The organism is Skermanella aerolata KACC 11604, from assembly GCF_000936425.1.
Lineage (GTDB): Bacteria > Pseudomonadota > Alphaproteobacteria > Azospirillales > Azospirillaceae > Skermanella > Skermanella aerolata.
Map to the genome: position 1 here is coordinate 177,234 of NZ_AVFK01000004.1, position 14,547 is coordinate 191,780.

Annotated in this window: 15 protein-coding genes; 9 read left to right on the forward strand and 6 right to left on the reverse strand. The window is 67.5% G+C overall.

Going from position 1 to position 14,547, the window contains the following annotated elements:
• Nucleotides 1-111 precede the first annotated feature (111 nt).
• A complete protein-coding gene (locus N826_RS07460) occupies nucleotides 112-534 on the forward strand; it encodes a GlcG/HbpS family heme-binding protein (protein WP_044427219.1) in 423 nt (140 codons plus the stop codon).
• A 149-nt stretch (nucleotides 535-683) separates the two neighbouring features.
• On the opposite strand, the gene N826_RS42875 is transcribed toward N826_RS07460, so the two are convergent.
• Both N826_RS42875 and N826_RS45935 read right to left on the reverse strand, forming a co-directional pair.
• A complete protein-coding gene (locus tag N826_RS42875; protein WP_157599328.1) occupies nucleotides 684-845 on the reverse strand; it encodes a hypothetical protein in 162 nt (53 codons plus the stop codon).
• A complete protein-coding gene (locus tag N826_RS45935) occupies nucleotides 839-1,186 on the reverse strand; it encodes a DUF3800 domain-containing protein (RefSeq protein ID WP_169789304.1) in 348 nt (115 codons plus the stop codon). The genes N826_RS42875 and N826_RS45935 overlap by 7 nt, the downstream gene beginning before the upstream one ends.
• A 39-nt stretch (nucleotides 1,187-1,225) precedes the next feature.
• On the opposite strand from N826_RS45935, the gene N826_RS07465 reads away from it, so the two are divergent.
• A complete protein-coding gene (locus tag N826_RS07465; RefSeq protein ID WP_044427469.1) occupies nucleotides 1,226-2,869 on the forward strand; it encodes an acyl-CoA synthetase in 1,644 nt (547 codons plus the stop codon).
• Nucleotides 2,870-2,998: 129 nt separating this feature from the next.
• Here N826_RS07465 and N826_RS07470 read toward each other — a convergent pair whose 3' ends face one another.
• Both N826_RS07470 and N826_RS07475 read right to left on the reverse strand, forming a co-directional pair.
• Entirely contained in the window at nucleotides 2,999-4,033 is a 1,035-nt protein-coding gene (locus N826_RS07470; protein WP_044427222.1) for an aldo/keto reductase, read from the reverse strand.
• A 27-nt stretch (nucleotides 4,034-4,060) separates the two neighbouring features.
• The gene (locus N826_RS07475; RefSeq protein ID WP_044427223.1) at nucleotides 4,061-5,236 is read right to left on the reverse strand and encodes an MFS transporter; all 1,176 of its coding nucleotides are present in this window, start codon (nucleotides 5,234-5,236) and stop codon (nucleotides 4,061-4,063) included.
• 105 nt (nucleotides 5,237-5,341) lie between these two features.
• Between N826_RS07475 and N826_RS07480 the strand changes: the two genes are divergently transcribed.
• Nucleotides 5,342-6,259 (forward strand): LysR family transcriptional regulator, encoded by a 918-nt coding sequence (locus tag N826_RS07480; RefSeq protein ID WP_044427226.1) that lies wholly within the window; start codon nucleotides 5,342-5,344, stop codon nucleotides 6,257-6,259.
• On the opposite strand, the gene N826_RS07485 is transcribed toward N826_RS07480, so the two are convergent.
• Both N826_RS07485 and N826_RS07490 read right to left on the reverse strand, forming a co-directional pair.
• The gene (locus N826_RS07485) at nucleotides 6,217-8,322 is read right to left on the reverse strand and encodes a DUF2961 domain-containing protein (RefSeq protein ID WP_044427228.1); all 2,106 of its coding nucleotides are present in this window, start codon (nucleotides 8,320-8,322) and stop codon (nucleotides 6,217-6,219) included. The genes N826_RS07480 and N826_RS07485 overlap by 43 nt on opposite strands.
• 42 nt (nucleotides 8,323-8,364) lie before the next feature.
• Complete coding sequence (locus N826_RS07490; RefSeq protein ID WP_044427471.1) at nucleotides 8,365-9,204, reverse strand: SDR family NAD(P)-dependent oxidoreductase; 840 nt, start codon at nucleotides 9,202-9,204, stop codon at nucleotides 8,365-8,367.
• A gap of 172 nt (nucleotides 9,205-9,376) precedes the next feature.
• Between N826_RS07490 and ureE the strand changes: the two genes are divergently transcribed.
• The 6 genes from ureE to N826_RS07520 are packed head-to-tail and all read left to right on the forward strand — an operon-like array spanning nucleotide 9,377 to nucleotide 14,482.
• Nucleotides 9,377-9,826: an urease accessory protein UreE gene (gene ureE, locus N826_RS07495; protein WP_044427230.1), complete on the forward strand. Its 450-nt coding sequence runs from the start codon at nucleotides 9,377-9,379 to the stop codon at nucleotides 9,824-9,826.
• 7 nt (nucleotides 9,827-9,833) lie between these two features.
• Entirely contained in the window at nucleotides 9,834-10,511 is a 678-nt protein-coding gene (locus N826_RS07500) for an urease accessory protein UreF (protein ID WP_052830902.1), read from the forward strand.
• Nucleotides 10,512-10,533: 22 nt separating this feature from the next.
• The gene (gene ureB, locus N826_RS07505) at nucleotides 10,534-11,253 is read left to right on the forward strand and encodes an urease subunit beta (protein ID WP_044427233.1); all 720 of its coding nucleotides are present in this window, start codon (nucleotides 10,534-10,536) and stop codon (nucleotides 11,251-11,253) included.
• Nucleotides 11,254-11,256: 3 nt separating this feature from the next.
• The gene (gene ureC / locus N826_RS07510) at nucleotides 11,257-12,963 is read left to right on the forward strand and encodes an urease subunit alpha (protein WP_044427236.1); all 1,707 of its coding nucleotides are present in this window, start codon (nucleotides 11,257-11,259) and stop codon (nucleotides 12,961-12,963) included.
• Nucleotides 12,960-13,622 (forward strand): urease accessory protein UreG, encoded by a 663-nt coding sequence (gene ureG / locus N826_RS07515; protein ID WP_044427238.1) that lies wholly within the window; start codon nucleotides 12,960-12,962, stop codon nucleotides 13,620-13,622. Before ureC ends, ureG begins: the two co-directional genes overlap by 4 nt.
• Entirely contained in the window at nucleotides 13,619-14,482 is an 864-nt protein-coding gene (locus N826_RS07520; protein WP_052830903.1) for an urease accessory protein UreD, read from the forward strand. The genes ureG and N826_RS07520 overlap by 4 nt, the downstream gene beginning before the upstream one ends.
• Nucleotides 14,483-14,547 lie beyond the last annotated feature (65 nt).

Sequence of the window (14,547 nt, forward strand, 5' to 3'; positions counted from 1 at the left end):
TTGCGACGCGCGCTATCCTTTGTTTCAGGGTGCATTGCGGTGTTTGCACTGCCGCATGCTTTTTCACTGTGGTATGCGGCCCTTCACGACCATCAAGGAGCTGACAGCATCATGACGACCAAGCCGAGCCTCAAGCTGACCCACGAAGGCGCTCTCACGGCGCTGAACGCCGCCATCGCCAAGGCGCAGGAGATCGGCGTTCCTCAGAACATCACCATCGTCGACGACGGCGGCAACATGCTGGCCTTCGTGCGGATGGACGGCGCCAAGTTCCTGTCGATCGAGACTTCCAAGTCGAAGGCGCTTTCGGCGGCATCGCACCGCATGCCGACGGGCGGGATTCCGGCCGCGATGGAAATGAAGCTGGCGATCGCGTCGGGCGGCCGCCTGACCAACGCCGAGGGCGGCCTGCCGATCTTCATTGAAGGCGTGTGCGTCGGCGCCATCGGCGTCGGGTCCGGCACCAGCGCCCAGGACGTCGAGGTGGCGAAGGCAGCACTCGAAGCGATCGGTGCGCAGGAGAAGGGGGCGTAAGCCCCCATATTCTTTTTGGAGAGTTTTAAATTTTGAGGCGTTCTGCCTTATTGGCGATTCGCGTGGCTCGATCGGCGTGACAACTATCGTTGCGGAGGTTTTGTTGGCCCGAAAAGGCCGCATTGCCTTTTTCATTTCAAGGCACGGACTCACGGACCGGGCAAGGCCGCAGCCAGATGCCCGCTCAGTTCCAGGCTGCGCATTACCTTGAAGCCCCAGACCTGATCGCCTCCGGGGCGCTGGGTGTGACACCGCAAGGCCGACATTTGACGCGCTGGATCTTCCAGTTCATTGCGCTTCGTTTTCACCATGGAACGCAGCCGCACCCCCAGCTTATGACGTAGGCGAAGATATCGGCCATCTGGACCATTGTGGTCGAATTACTATGTACGAACAGAGGTTGTGAGATAGTCAGACGTGACCGGACCGCCGCCGCGACCGAGGAACTGGCGGCGTCATCGGCCAGATCAGCGAGATCGCTACGGCGATAGCGGCCGCCGTCGAGGAGCAGGGCGTGGCGACCGGCGAGATCGCGCAGAACGTCCAGCAGGCCGCCATCGGCACGACCAGCGTCACCGGCACCATCGCGGACGTCAGTTCCGCGGCGCTGGAGACCGAGCGGACCGCCAAGGAAAAGAACGTGCGTTCGTATTCAGGCGCGTGTACCCTGCTGGGAAAAAGGAGGAAGCCCATGCTGACGCGCCACGACGACTACGCGGAGCTTGCCCGAAGCTTCGTATGGGACGTGCCCGACCGCTACAACATCGGCGTCGATGTCTGCGACAGGCATGCCGGCGATCCGGCCCGCGTGGCGCTGATCGTGGAGGACGAGGACGGCAGCGTCCGCCGCTACACCTTCGCGGAGATGCGCTTGCTGACCAACCGGCTGTGCAACGTTCTGGCGGAGCACGGGTTGCGGCGCGGCGACCGTCTGGCTGTGCTGCTGCCGCAATCGCCGGAAACGGCGATCGGGCACGTCGCGGGTTTCAAGGCCGGCCTGGTCACGATCCCGCTGTTCGCGCTGTTCGGGGAAGAAGCGCTGGAATATCGCCTGGGCGACAGCGGCGCGCGCGTGCTGGTGACCGATGCCGCCGGATACGCCAAGATCGCACCGCTGCGCGACCGGCTGCCGGTGCTGGACCTGGTGCTGTGCATCGACGGCGCGCCCGAGGGCACCGTGAACTTCCACGAAGCGCTGGCAGGCGCTTCGGACGAGTTCACGCCCGCCGATACCGGGCCGGACGATCCCGCCGTGATCATCTACACCTCCGGCACGACGGGCAACCCCAAGGGAGCGCTCCATGGGCATCGGGTGCTGCTGGGACATCTGCCCGGCGTCGAGCTGCCGCACGAGTTCTTCCCGCAGCCGGACGACCTGTTCTGGACACCGGCGGACTGGGCCTGGATCGGCGGCCTGTTCGACGTGCTGATGCCGGCATGGCATCATGGCGTGGCGGTGCTGGCCCATCGCTTCCGCAAGTTCGACCCGCACGAAGCGGTCGACCTGATGAAGCGCCACGGCGTCCGCAACGTCTTCCTGCCGCCGACCGCGATCAAGCTGATGCGGCGGGCCGGCGTGACGGGAGAAGGGTTGAACCTCCGCACCGTCGCCAGCGGCGGCGAGACGCTCGGTTCCGAACTGCTGGACTGGGGCCGCACGGTGTTCGGCGTCACGATCAACGAGTTCTATGGCCAGACGGAATGCAATCTGGTCGTCGGCAACGCCGCGGCCCATCTGGGCTTCCGCGCCGGGTCGATGGGGCGGGCCATTCCCGGCCACCGGGTCGAAGTGATAGACGATCGGGGCGAGGTCGTGCCGGCCGGCACGGTCGGGGCCATCGCGATCCATCGGCCCGACCCGGTCATGTTCCTGGGCTACTGGAACCGGGAGGAAGCGACGCGCCAGAAGTTCGTCGGCGACTGGCTGGTGACCGGCGACCTCGGGCGGAAGGACGAGGACGGCTTCTTCTGGTATGTCGGGCGCGACGACGACGTCATCACCAGCGGCGGCTACCGGATCGGACCGGCGGAGGTCGAGGAATGTTTGATCCGGCATCCCGCCGTCGCGATGGCGGCGGTGATCGGCGTCCCGGACCCGATCCGGACGGAGATCGTCAAGGCCTGCGTCGTGCTGCGCGCCGGGGTGGAGCCTTCCGGCGAGCTGGCGCGCGAGATCCAAGACTTCGTCAAGGTCAGGCTGGCGGCGCACGAGTACCCGCGCGAGGTTGCGTTCGTCGCGGAACTGCCAATGACGGTGACCGGCAAGGTCATGCGCCGCGTCCTGCGGAGCCAGGCCGCCGAGGAAGCGGCGGCCGCGCAGGAGAAACCCGCGTGACCGCCACAGACCCGTCCTGTCCGGGCTATTTCATACCAGCGGCCGAAGAGTTCGACTGGCGATCGGCAAATGTTGGGCCGTGGCCCAACAAACACTGTCCACACAGGTCAATCTCTTCGGCCACTGGTATCAGACCGCAGGCGGGTTGAGCCGCGCGAAGCCGGCCTGACGGCGATAGGGCCAATACGGATACGCGGCGGTCGTGGCGCTGGCCGCGTCCAGTTTCGCCACCTGCTCGGGCGTCAGCGACCAGCCGACGGCGCCGAGGTTCTGGCGCAACTGCTCCTCGTTGCGGGCGCCGATGATGACGCTGGAAACGGTCGGGCGGCGCAGCAGCCAGTTGATCGCGATCTGCGGGATCGTCTTGCCGGTTTCCTCCGCGATCCCGTCCAGCGCGTCGATCACCCGGAACAGCAATTCGTCGTCCACCGGCGGGCCGAACTCCGCCGTCTCATGCAGCCGGCTGACATCCGGCAACGGCTGCCCCCTGCGCACCTTGCCGGTCAGCCGGCCCCAGCCCAGCGGGCTCCAGACGACGGCGCCGACGCCCTGGTCGAATCCTAGCGGCATCAGCTCCCATTCGTAGTCGCGGCCGATCAGCGAATAATAGGCCTGGTTTGCGACGTAGCGCGGCAAGCCGTGGCGGTCGGCGACGCCCAGCGACTTCATGATCTGCCAGCCGGAGAAGTTGGAGACGCCGACGTAGCGGACCTTGCCGGCCTGGACGAGAGTGTCGAGCGTCGCCAGCACTTCCTCGACCGGGGTATGCGCGTCGAAGGCGTGGAGCTGGAGCAGGTCGATGTAGTCGGTCCCCAGCCGCTTCAGGGCCGCATCGGTAGCGGTTATCAGGCGGCTGCGCGAGGTCCCGGCGTCAAACGGGCCTTCCCCCGTCGGCAGGCCGGTCTTGGTCGACAGGATCAGCTTGTCGCGCCGCCCCTTGACCGCTTCGCCCAGCACTTCCTCGGAAGCGCCGCCGGAATAGACATCCGCCGTGTCGAACATGTTGACGCCGGCTTCCAGGCAGATGTCGATCAGCCGCCGGGCGCCAGCGACATCGGTGTCGCCCCAGGCGCCGAACAGCGGGCCGCGCCCGCCGAAGGTGCCGGCCCCGAAGCTGAGCGCCGGGACCTTGAGCCCCGATGCGCCGAGTTGTCTGTATTCCATGGTCGGATTTCCTCTGTTCTGGAAGTTTCAGGCGGTGCGGAGTGCCGGGGCGGGATGGCGGCGGTCGAGACGGACGCTCCAGAGCGCTGTGGCAAGGCCGGTCAGGGTGATCAGCGCCGCGACCCAAGTCAGGGCGGACAGGCCCGGCCCATGGTCGATCACGAGGCTGCCGGTCCAGGCGCCCAGCGCGTTGCCCAGGTTGAAGGCCGCGATGTTGAGGCTGGAGGCGAGGCTCTGGCCGGCTACGCCTGCCTTCTCCAGCACCCGCAACTGGAGCGGAGCGACGGTGGCGAAGGCGGCGGCGCCGAACAGGCCGATGGCGATCACGGCGGAAGCCTTGGCTTCCAGCGCCGGAGTCATCAGGATCAGGACGGCGGCGAGGGTGGCCAGGGTACCGATCAGCGCCGGCACCAGACGCTTGTCGGCGATCCTGCCGCCCAGGATGTTGCCGGCGGCCATGCCGGCGCCGAACACCAGCAGGATCGGGGAGACCGCCGCGTCGGAAAAGCCGGTGATCTGGGTTAGGATCGGCTGGATATAGGTGAAGACGGCGAAGACCCCGGCATAGCCCAGCACGGTCATCAGCAGGCCCAGCAGGACCTGGGGCCGAGCCAATACAGCCAACTCGTCACGGAGCGGCGGCGCCTGGGTGCGTTCCCGCGTACTGGGCACGAAGACGGCGAGGACGATCGTGGCGACGACGCCGATGGCGGCGACTGCCCAGAACGTGGACCGCCAGCCGTAATCGAGCCCCAGCCACGCGCCGAACGGCACGCCGAGCAATGTCGCCGCCGTCAGGCCGGTGAACATCATGGCGATAGCGGATGCCCGCCGGTCGGGGCCGACCAGACCGGTGGCGACGACCGAGCCGACGCCGAAGAACGTCCCGTGGGCAAGCGAGGTGACGACGCGGGCCGCCATCAGCGCTTCGTAGTTCGGCGCCATGGCGCAGGCGATGTTGCCGGCCGTGAAGATGACCAGCAAGGCAACCAGCACCGTCTTGCGCGGCAGGCTGCGGGTGGCGAGGGTGAGGAGAGGGGCGCCGACAAAGACGCCCAGCGCATAGCCTGAAATCAGCAGGCCGGCGGCGGGGACCGAGACGCCGAGATCGGCGGAGACCTGCAACAGCAGGCCCATGATGACGAATTCCGTCGTGCCGATGCCGAAGGCACCGGCGGCGAGGGCGTAGACCGCGATGGGCATGGGAGAAGACCCTGGGTTGATGACTTGTCCAGCCCAGGAGATGGCGAGCGGAGCATCGATGAATTAGACTGCCGCAGAGCACATCACTTGTGAGTTGAACTCACCATGTCGAGACTGGACACGAACCGCTCGGGCGAGATGGAAGTCTTCGCGCGCGTGGTGGAGCACTCGGGCTTTTCCGCCGCCGCTCGGTCGCTCCGGATGACGCCGTCGGCGGTCAGCAAGCTGGTGGCGCGGCTGGAGGACCGGCTGGGGACGCGCCTGATAAACCGCTCGACCCGCAAGCTGCAACTGACGCCGGAGGGGTTGGCCTTCTATGGCCGCTGCGTCCGCGTGCTGGCCGACATCGACGAGGCGGAGCGGGAGGCGGCGGCCGGGACCGAGCCGCGCGGGCGGGTGCGGGTGAATTCCAACGTGCCGTTCGGGCTGCATCATCTGCTGCCGCTGGTGCCGGGTTTTCTGGAGCGTCACCCCGAGGTGACGCTGGACATAGTCCTGACCGATCAGGTGATCGACCTGCTGGAAGAACGCGCCGATGTCGCGATCCGCACCGGGCCGCTGAGGGCCTCGCAGCTTTTGGCGCGGAAGCTGGGGGCGAGCCGCATGGTGGTGGTGGCGTCGCCGTCTTATCTGAAGCGCTTTGGAAATCCTCGAACGCTGGAAGAGATCGCCGCCCACAACCGCATCGGCTTCAACTTCGCCCGCAGCATCGAGGAATGGCCGTTCCTGGAGGCGGGTGCGATCCGCACGGTGCCGGCCTGCGGCGACGTGCAGGTAGGAGACGGCGAGACCGCGCGCCGGCTGGTGCTGGCCGGGGTAGGGCTGGCGCGGCTGTCGCGCTTCCATATCGATCCGGACATCCGGGACGGGCGGCTGGTGCCGGTGCTGGAAGACCTCAACCCTGGCGATGTCGAGGAAATCCACGCCGTCTTCGTCGGCGCCGGGCTGCACCTTCCGGCGCGGGTGCGCGCCTTCATCGATTATCTGGCCGGCAACGTGAAGCTCGGGGTCACCCAGCTATGAGCGGTATAGTCGATTTCCGACCATGCCGACGGCTGCGGCGGTATCCCCGGCAGCAGCGGGCGGTCCACCGGTTCGAAGGTCACGCGGACTCGGATCGCCTTGCGGCCCTCCGTCAGGCGCAGCGGCAGCAGGAACTCGTCGTCACGTAGCCGTGCATCGGTTTTGTAAACCTCTGGATTGGGCGGGTCGGTCTCATGGGCCGGGAAACTGTGGTAGTAGGTGGTCGAGCCGGCGAGATACCACGTGCCGGCCGGTTCCCATCGGGGCGCCGAGGCATCGGCGTCCGCTATCCAGACCTGGGCCTTCTGGTCGGGCAGATCGTAGTCCAGCGTCCGGCGCAGCATCACGCCCCTGTTGTCGGGCCGGATGGTCAGCGTGAACTCCGAACTGCCGCGCGTCCGGCGGCCAAGGCCGGGCTGCGGTGCGGTGGCGTCGAGCGATCGGTAGCCATGATCGCTTTCCGACCGTTCGTCGCCGACGATCAGGCGGTCGGTCTGGACCAGCGACGCCGCCGGCAAGCCGTACCAGTATGTCACCGTCCTGTATTGCTCTGACATCTCGTTGAGGCCGCCGTGCTCCAGCTGAATGCGGGCGTTGCGGCCGAACGGGAACAGGTCGGCCAGCAGGAACCGGTAGGCGGAGTGGACCAGATCGTCCGGCGTGCGGGCGTCCTCCGGCCGGGGCGCGCCGATCGGATGCCCAGCGAAGGGCAGCGTCATCGTCTGCCCGCCCCAGTAATCGCCGCCGCCGCCCCATTCCTCCGTGCCGGTGCCGTGGGCCTGCGGTGTCAAGGCGTCGTCGAAGTAGAAGCGCGGATCGCCCTCCAGCGTCCGCAACTCGGCCCGGTCGGTGAAGGTGAACGACGTGCCGACGAACGATCCCGACCAATCGCCGCTGCCCTCGATCCCGCGCGTGTCGAGCAGGATATGGTCGCGGCCGGGTTCGCCGCCGCCATGGTCGCGGTAGGTCGCGTGGAAATAGGCGGAGGCGGCGGGAGAGCCGCCGAAAGGCTCGTGGCGGATCTCCGCGCTGAGCGGGACGGGGGAGGACAGGCCTGGGGGCGGGACCAGTTCGATCCGGGCGGAGCGGAAGAACGGCATCGGGAAGTAGCAGTCGAGATGGACGGCGTCGGCGGCGTAGCGGATGCTGGTTGGGAACGCCTTGACCAGATACTCGGCGTCGTCGCGGTTGTGCAGCAGTCCGGCGCCGAAGAACAGCGCCAGCGGCGCGTCGATCGAGGGCACCGCCCTGTCGTCCCATGTGACGCGCAGCCGGGCGTCCGACAGTTCCCGCGCCCGGTCGCGCGGTAGCGTGATCTTCAGCGCGCGGATCGTCGCGGAGCCGGTGTGTTCGAACAGCGCTGCCGTCTGGCCAGGGGCGAGGGTGACGCGTTTTTCAGCGCGGGCGATATCCCGGGGCGCGATATCGGTCCCGGCGCGGGAGATCAGGTCCAGCACCTTGGGATCGGGCGGCTTGGTCAGGTCGAAGGGGACCAGCGGAGTGGATAGCGGAGTGCCTTCGGCGAACTGGTGATAGATGTAGTAGCCGGTGCCGTAGAAGGTCCGGCCATAGGCCAGCCTCAGCGATCGGTCGAAAGCTATCGGCACCCAGTTCAGGTCGGCGCCCTTTGTCGTCGACCACGTCCATGCCAGCGGCGGCGGGAATGCCGCCGCTGGCTCGAACGTCGAATCCGGGACGGGATGGTCCGGGTCGGCGGTGCTGGTTTCCCGCACGATATTGTCGATGCCGTCCACCTCGTAATGCCACGGGCTGCCATGCCAGTGGTTGGTGCGGACGAAATACAGGACCCCGCGCCCGAGGATATCCAGCGCCACGTTGAAATCGGGACGCTCCGCGTAGAGGAAGTGCGAAGCATCGGCCGTGCGGTTGCCGCCGTCGCGGTCGTAGGTCGAGCGCATATAGGCCCGGACGCCGATCCGCTGCTGCGGCCAGCGGTCCCACTGGGCGTAGGCGTCGAGGCCGACGGGGATGGCATCGGTGGCATGGGTTGGCGTGGCGAAGGCGCAGATCAGGGCTGTTGCCGCAAGGATCGAACGCTTCATGCCGGTTCCTCCGGTGCCTGGGAAGTCGATGCGCTCACCGCCTCACGGCTCGAACCGCTCGAACGCCTCCTTGTAGTCCGGGTGCCAGCGCGACAGCGGCGGGCGGTTCTGGATGATGTCCTCCGCGGCCCAGCGGATGCGCTTGTTGTCCATCTCACGCGACACGTCGTTGTCCGGGCACAGGATGTAGAAGTCGCCGTTGGCCATCGAGTCCAGCATGAAGTCGACGACCTGCTCGGCCGACCACGCTCCCGCCGGCTTCTCCGTCACTCCCTTGGCGCGGGTGAAGCCGGTGAAGGTGAAGCCGGGGATCAGCAGATGGGCGGTGACTTGGCAGCCCTCGACATTGCGAAGCTCATGCGCCAGCGCCTCGGTCACGACCTTCACCCCGGCCTTGGTGACGTTGTAGGCGGTGTCGCCGGGCGGGCAGGTGATGCCCTGCTTGGAGCCGGTGTTGATGATCGCTGCCGGCTTGCCCTGCTGGATTAGGGCCGGACCGAAGACCTGGACGCCGTTGATGACTCCCCACAGGTTGGTGGCCAGGGTGTCGCGCCAGCGCTGCGGATCGGCGAACAGCCCGCCGCCGCCTTCGCGGGCCGCGTTGTTCATGACTACAGCGATGTCGCCGAAAGCTTCGATCGCCTTGTCCTTCAGGCGCCTGACCTGCTCGGCGTCGGAAACGTCCGTCGGCACCGCGATGACCTCGCCGCCGGAGCGGCGGATCGTCTCGGCGGCGGCTTCCAACGCTTCGGCGTCGATGTCGGCCAGACAGATCTTCATGCCCAACTTGGCGAAGCGTTCGGCGGCGGCAAGGCCGATGCCGCTGGCGCCTCCGGTGATGACGGCGGCGCGGTCGGGGGCTAGGGCGGGATGCTGCGGCATGGTGGTTTCTCCGGGAGCCGGTTTCGTGGCCCATTCCATGGGCGATGGCTTTTCAATCCTTTATACGGCTATCTTCATAATTCTGTTCCTTGACACGGACGGGCAGGGCTGGCGACGATTGATTGACGCCCTGTTGCGGTGCCGGAATCCCAGATATGCCAGAACCCAAGACATGATTGAAATCACCCGAATCCTCGGCCACTGCGACGATCCGGACCTGTCGGCCCGCATCCATCACGCGGGCCACCATGGCGGCATCGAATATCTGCACATTCCTCCCGCCGAAGCCGCCCGCCGCCGGTTCCGCGCCGTGACCGACATGGGCAGCGAGTGCGCCGTGATGCTGCCGCGCGACCAGGGCATCTTCGACGGCGCCGTGCTGCTGCTGGAACACGACCGCGCCGTGGTGGCGCGCTTGACCGAGCAGCACTGGCTGCGGCTGCGGCCGAGCGATGTCGAGGGCGCCGCCCTGGAACTGGGCTACCATGCCGGCAACCTGCACTGGCGCGTCCGCTTCGACCACGGCGACCTGCTGGTGGCGCTGGACGGCCCGCGCGAGACCTATGTCGCGCGGCTGGCCGACCTGATGGACGAGGGCAAGGTCGAGGTCGTCGGTGAATGATACGCCCGTGAGCGATATCGAGACTCTGCTGATGGCCTGCCAGTTCGGCGACGGGCAGTTCCCGAGCGGAGCCTTCGGGTTCTCCTGGGGACTGGAAGGGCTGGTGACCGACGGGCTGGTCGGACGTGGCGATCTGGTCCCGTTCATCCTCGGGCAGGTCGATGGCCGCTGGTCCGGGTTCGACCGGGTGTTCGTGGCGCACGCCCATGATGGCGCCGGCGACGAGGCGGCGCTGTGCGGCCTGGACGCCGGCGTGGAAACCTACAGCCTGGCAAGCGCCCAGCGCGAAGGATCGCGCCGCGCTGGAGCGGCACTGCTCGGCATCCATGCCCGGCTGGGCACGCCGGGAGCGGCGGAGTTCCGCAAGCTGGTGTCGGCGGGGAAGACACCGGGGCATGCCGCCGTGGCGCTGGGGCTGGTGCTCGCCGGGGCCGGTCTGGCGCGCGGTCCGGCGCTGGCCCTGTCGGGCTACGGCTTCGTGTCGGGATTGACGACGGCGGCGATCCGGCTCGGCATCGCCTCGCATATCGACATGCAGCAGGCGATTTCCGCCGCCCGGCCCGTCATCGCCGCGCTGGCGCAGTCCCCCGTCCTGCCCATCGACGAGGTTTCCTCGTTCTCTCCCCTGACCGAGATCGCCATGATGCGCCACGGCGCCCGCTCCATGCGCCTCTTCTCGAACTGACGCCGAAAATCCGGAGACATCCATGAACCTGACGCCCACCGAGATGGAGCGGCTGACGCTGTTCACCGCCGCCGAGTTCGCCCGCCGCCACAAGGCGCGGGGAATCCCGCTGTCCCATCCGGAAGCGGTCGCCTTGATTTCCGACGAGATGATGCTGGCCGCCCGCGCCGGCATGGCATACGAAGACATCGTCGACATGGCCTGCGGGCTGCTGACCACCGACGATGTCATGCAGGGCGTCGCGGAGATGGCGAACATCATCTCGGTCGAGGCCAGCTTCGAGGAAGGCACCAAGATGGTGATCGTGTTCGACCCGATCCGGCCGGGGAAGAACCCGCCGACCGGAGAGCCGGTGCCCGGCGAGATCATCACCCCGGACGAGGATATCGAGGTCAATGCCGGCCGGCGTTCGGTCGTGCTCGATGTGGTCAATACCGGCGACCGCGACATCCAGGTCCGCAGCCACGCCCATTTCTTCGAGACCAATCGCGCGCTGGAGTTCGACCGGGAAAAGGCGTTCGGCATGCGGCTGGACGCGCCGTCCGGCGTCGGCGTCCGGTTCGAGCCGGGTCTGAGGAAGCAGGTGCGGCTGGTGGCCTTCGGCGGTGCCGGGCTGGTGTTCGGGCAATCCGGCCTGACCAACGGCGACGTCAACGACGAGCAAGTCCGCGAAAAGGCGTTCGCGTCAGCGCGCGCACGCGGGTTCATGCCTCCCGATGGACCGCCGAAGGGGGGAAACTGAGCCATGGCGACGATATCCCGCGCGCATTACGCCGAGATCTACGGCCCGACCACAGGCGACATGGTCCGGCTCGGCGACACCGGCCTGCTGGCCGAGATCGAGCATGACTTCACCGTCTACGGCGACGAGCTGACGACCGGTGCCGGCAAGTCGATGCGCGACGGCGAGGGTTTCCAGACGACGGGGACCTACGCGTCCGGCGCGCTCGACATGGTGGTCCAGAATGCCACGGTGATCGATCCGGTGCTCGGCATAGTCAAGGGCGATATCGGAATCCGCGACGGGCGCATCGTCGGCATCGGCAAGGCCGGCAATTCGGACATCATGGACGGCGTCGACCCGTCCCTGCGGACGGGTCCCAATACGACCGTCGTGCATGGCGACTTCTACATCGCCACGGCGGGCGGGGTGGAGGCGCACGCGCATTTCCTGTCGCCCCAGCAGTGCGACCACGCGCTGGCCGGCGGCATCACGACCATGATCGGGATGAGCCCTGGCCCCCATTTCGACGTGAGCTGTTCCGGCCCCAACGTGCTCGGCGAGCTGATCCGCGCGGCCGACGAGTACTGCCTGAACTTCGGCTTCCTGGGGCGCGGCGCTTCCGACCCCGGCGCCGTCGAGGAAACGGTCGCGGGCGGCGCCCTGGGCGTCAAGATCCACGAGGACTTCGGCGCCTCGTCCGCCGTGATCGACGGCTCGCTGATCGCCGCCGACCGCAACGACTTCGCGGTCCATCTGCACACCGACACGATCAACGAGTACGGCTTCTGCGAGGACACTTTGGCCGCCATCGACGGCCGGACGATCCACATGTACCACACGGAAGGAGCGGGCGGCGGCCATGCGCCGGACCTGCTGCGGGTCAACGGCTTCGCCAACGTCATCCCGTCGTCGACCAACCCGACCAACCCCTTCACCGCCTATGCCCTGAACGAGGGCGTGCCGATGACGATGCTGGCGCATGTCCTGAACTTTCGCCTGCCGGAAGACGTCGCCTTCGCGGAATCGCGCATCCGGCCGCAGACCATGGCGGCGGAGGACATTCTGCACGACATGGGCGCGATTTCGATCTTCGCCACCGACACCCAGGGCATGGGGCGGCTGGCCGAGAACGTCGCCAAGTGCTGGCAGCTCGCCAGCGTCATGAAGGAGCGCGTCGGACGGCTGCCGACCGAGACGACCCAGCGCGCCGACAACGAGCGCATTCGCCGCTACGTCGCCAAATACACGATCAACCCGGCGCGGGCCGTGGGTATCGAGGAGCATGTCGGATCGCTGGAGCCGGGCCGGCTGGCCGACATCGTGCTGTGGCCGCGCAACTCGTTTGGCGTCAAGCCGTGGATGGTCATCAAGGGCGGCTTCATCGCCTGGGCCGCGATGGGCGACGGCAACGCCAGTCAGACCAATTCCGAGCCGATCATCCAGAGGCCGATGTGGGGAGCGCTGGGCACGGCGAAGCACAAGCTCGGCTACACCTTCGTCTCCCGGCTGGCGGTGGAGGCCGATGTCGAACGCAAGCTGGGCGTTCAGAAACGCTTCATCCAGATCCGCAACATCCGGGGCATCACCAAGCGCGACATGCTGCACAACGACGCGATGCCCCATATCACGGTCGATTCCCAGACCTTCGACGTCTACGCCGACGGCGCGCTGCTGACCTGCGCCCCGGCCAAGAAGGTGCCGTTGAACCGGAGGTACATGCTGCGATGACCGTTTCCACTGAAGTAGTCGGCGCCGCCCGTGTCGGCGTCGGCGGCCCGGTCGGTTCCGGCAAGACGGCGCTGGTCGAGCGTCTGATCCCGCTGCTGCGCGGCGAAGGGATCGACCTTGCCGTCATCACCAACGACCTCGTGACCAAGGAAGACGCCGAGCGCCTGCGCCGCAGCCGGCTGATCGATCCGGAACGGGTGCTGGCGGTGGAAGCGGGAGCCTGCCCGCACACCGTCATCCGCGAGGACCCGACCCTCAACATCGAGGCGGCAGAGCGACTGGACGCCCAGTTCCCCGGTCTGGAGCTGATCCTGATCGAGAGCGGCGGCGACAACCTGGCATCGACCTTCTCGCTGGATCTGGTGGACTACTGGATGTTCGTGATCGACGTGGCCGGCGGCGACGACATCCCGCGCAAGCGCGGTCCCGGCATTATCCAGAGCGACCTGCTGGTCATCAACAAGGTCGATTTGGCGCCCCATGTCGGCGTCGATCTCGACCGCATGGTGGCGGAAGCGCGCGAGGTCCGAGGCGGTCGGCCGGTGGTGCTGACCAATTGCAGGACCGGCGACGGCGTGGACGGCGTCGTTCGGGCGATCCGCGACGCGGTCCCCCTGGGCAGGCAAACGGGTAAATCGGCCGGAAGCGGGAGCCGATGACCGGGCTGGCCGTCGCCGACCGGGTGCATCAGCTCGATCTGGTATTCGGCCGGACCGGCGGGACGGGGCCGACGCGGCTGGTCAGCCGACGGGTCGCCTATCCCTTCTCGGTCGCCGACGTCTTCCGCCTGGACAGGACTTCGCGGGACCCGGCGTCCCGCGACAGGGCGACCGTCATCCTGCAATCGGCCTCGGGCGGCTTGTTCGAGGACGAAGACCTATCGCTGTCGATCGCGGCGCAGCCGGGTGCCCAGGCCCGCTTCGCGACCCCATCCGCCGCTGTCGTCCACGGAATGCCGGGCGGCGGCATGGCCCGCCAGGACGTGACGCTCAAGGCGGACGAAGACGCCCGCTTGGAATACCTGCCCAAGCCGGTGATCCTGTTCCCCGGCAGCAGGCTGCGCCAGCGCATCGTGATCGAAGCCGCCGAGGACGCCACCGTACTGGCCTGCGACGGCTTCCTCATGCACACGCCCAGGGGAGCCGAAGGCAGCTTCGACTGGCTGGACACGTCGACGGAGATCCGCCGGCCGGGAGGCATCGTCGTAGCGCGCGAACGCATGCGGGTGACCGGCGCCGCCATCGCGAAGGGCAGCACCGGCCTGAGCGGAAGCTTCCGCGCCTTCGGCTGGATAGCCCTGATCGGCGGAACGCACGAAGCCGAGGCGGAGGCCGCTGTGCTGGACGCGATAGCCGCCTGCGGCGAAGCCGTCTACGCCGGCGCATCGCGCCTCCCCGGCGACTGCGGCGTCATGGTCCGTATCGCGGCACGGGACGGCGGCGCCCTGGTGACGGCGCTGGAGGCGGGAGCGCGGGCAGGGCGGCAGTACATTCCCCGCGCTACAATAGGCAGTAATTGATGTGATTTTCACTGCGATTTATTTCGTTATGGGAAGCATTCGCAACGAACCGCTAACCAATCGCC

Excerpts from the sequence above, each read along its gene's own strand:
- N826_RS07460 (WP_044427219.1), top strand. The coding sequence starts at position 112 with ATGACGACCAAGCCGAGCCTCAAGCTGACCCACGAAGGCGCTCTCACG.
- N826_RS42875 (WP_157599328.1), bottom strand. The coding sequence starts at position 845 with ATGGTGAAAACGAAGCGCAATGAACTGGAAGATCCAGCGCGTCAAATG.
- N826_RS07465 (WP_044427469.1), top strand. The coding sequence starts at position 1,226 with ATGCTGACGCGCCACGACGACTACGCGGAGCTTGCCCGAAGCTTCGTA.
- N826_RS07470 (WP_044427222.1), bottom strand. The coding sequence starts at position 4,033 with ATGGAATACAGACAACTCGGCGCATCGGGGCTCAAGGTCCCGGCGCTC.
- N826_RS07475 (WP_044427223.1), bottom strand. The coding sequence starts at position 5,236 with ATGCCCATCGCGGTCTACGCCCTCGCCGCCGGTGCCTTCGGCATCGGC.
- N826_RS07480 (WP_044427226.1), top strand. The coding sequence starts at position 5,342 with ATGTCGAGACTGGACACGAACCGCTCGGGCGAGATGGAAGTCTTCGCG.
- N826_RS07485 (WP_044427228.1), bottom strand. The coding sequence starts at position 8,322 with ATGAAGCGTTCGATCCTTGCGGCAACAGCCCTGATCTGCGCCTTCGCC.
- N826_RS07490 (WP_044427471.1), bottom strand. The coding sequence starts at position 9,204 with ATGCCGCAGCATCCCGCCCTAGCCCCCGACCGCGCCGCCGTCATCACC.
- ureE (WP_044427230.1), top strand. The coding sequence starts at position 9,377 with ATGATTGAAATCACCCGAATCCTCGGCCACTGCGACGATCCGGACCTG.
- ureB (WP_044427233.1), top strand. The coding sequence starts at position 10,534 with ATGAACCTGACGCCCACCGAGATGGAGCGGCTGACGCTGTTCACCGCC.
- ureC (WP_044427236.1), top strand. The coding sequence starts at position 11,257 with ATGGCGACGATATCCCGCGCGCATTACGCCGAGATCTACGGCCCGACC.
- ureG (WP_044427238.1), top strand. The coding sequence starts at position 12,960 with ATGACCGTTTCCACTGAAGTAGTCGGCGCCGCCCGTGTCGGCGTCGGC.
- N826_RS07520 (WP_052830903.1), top strand. The coding sequence starts at position 13,619 with ATGACCGGGCTGGCCGTCGCCGACCGGGTGCATCAGCTCGATCTGGTA.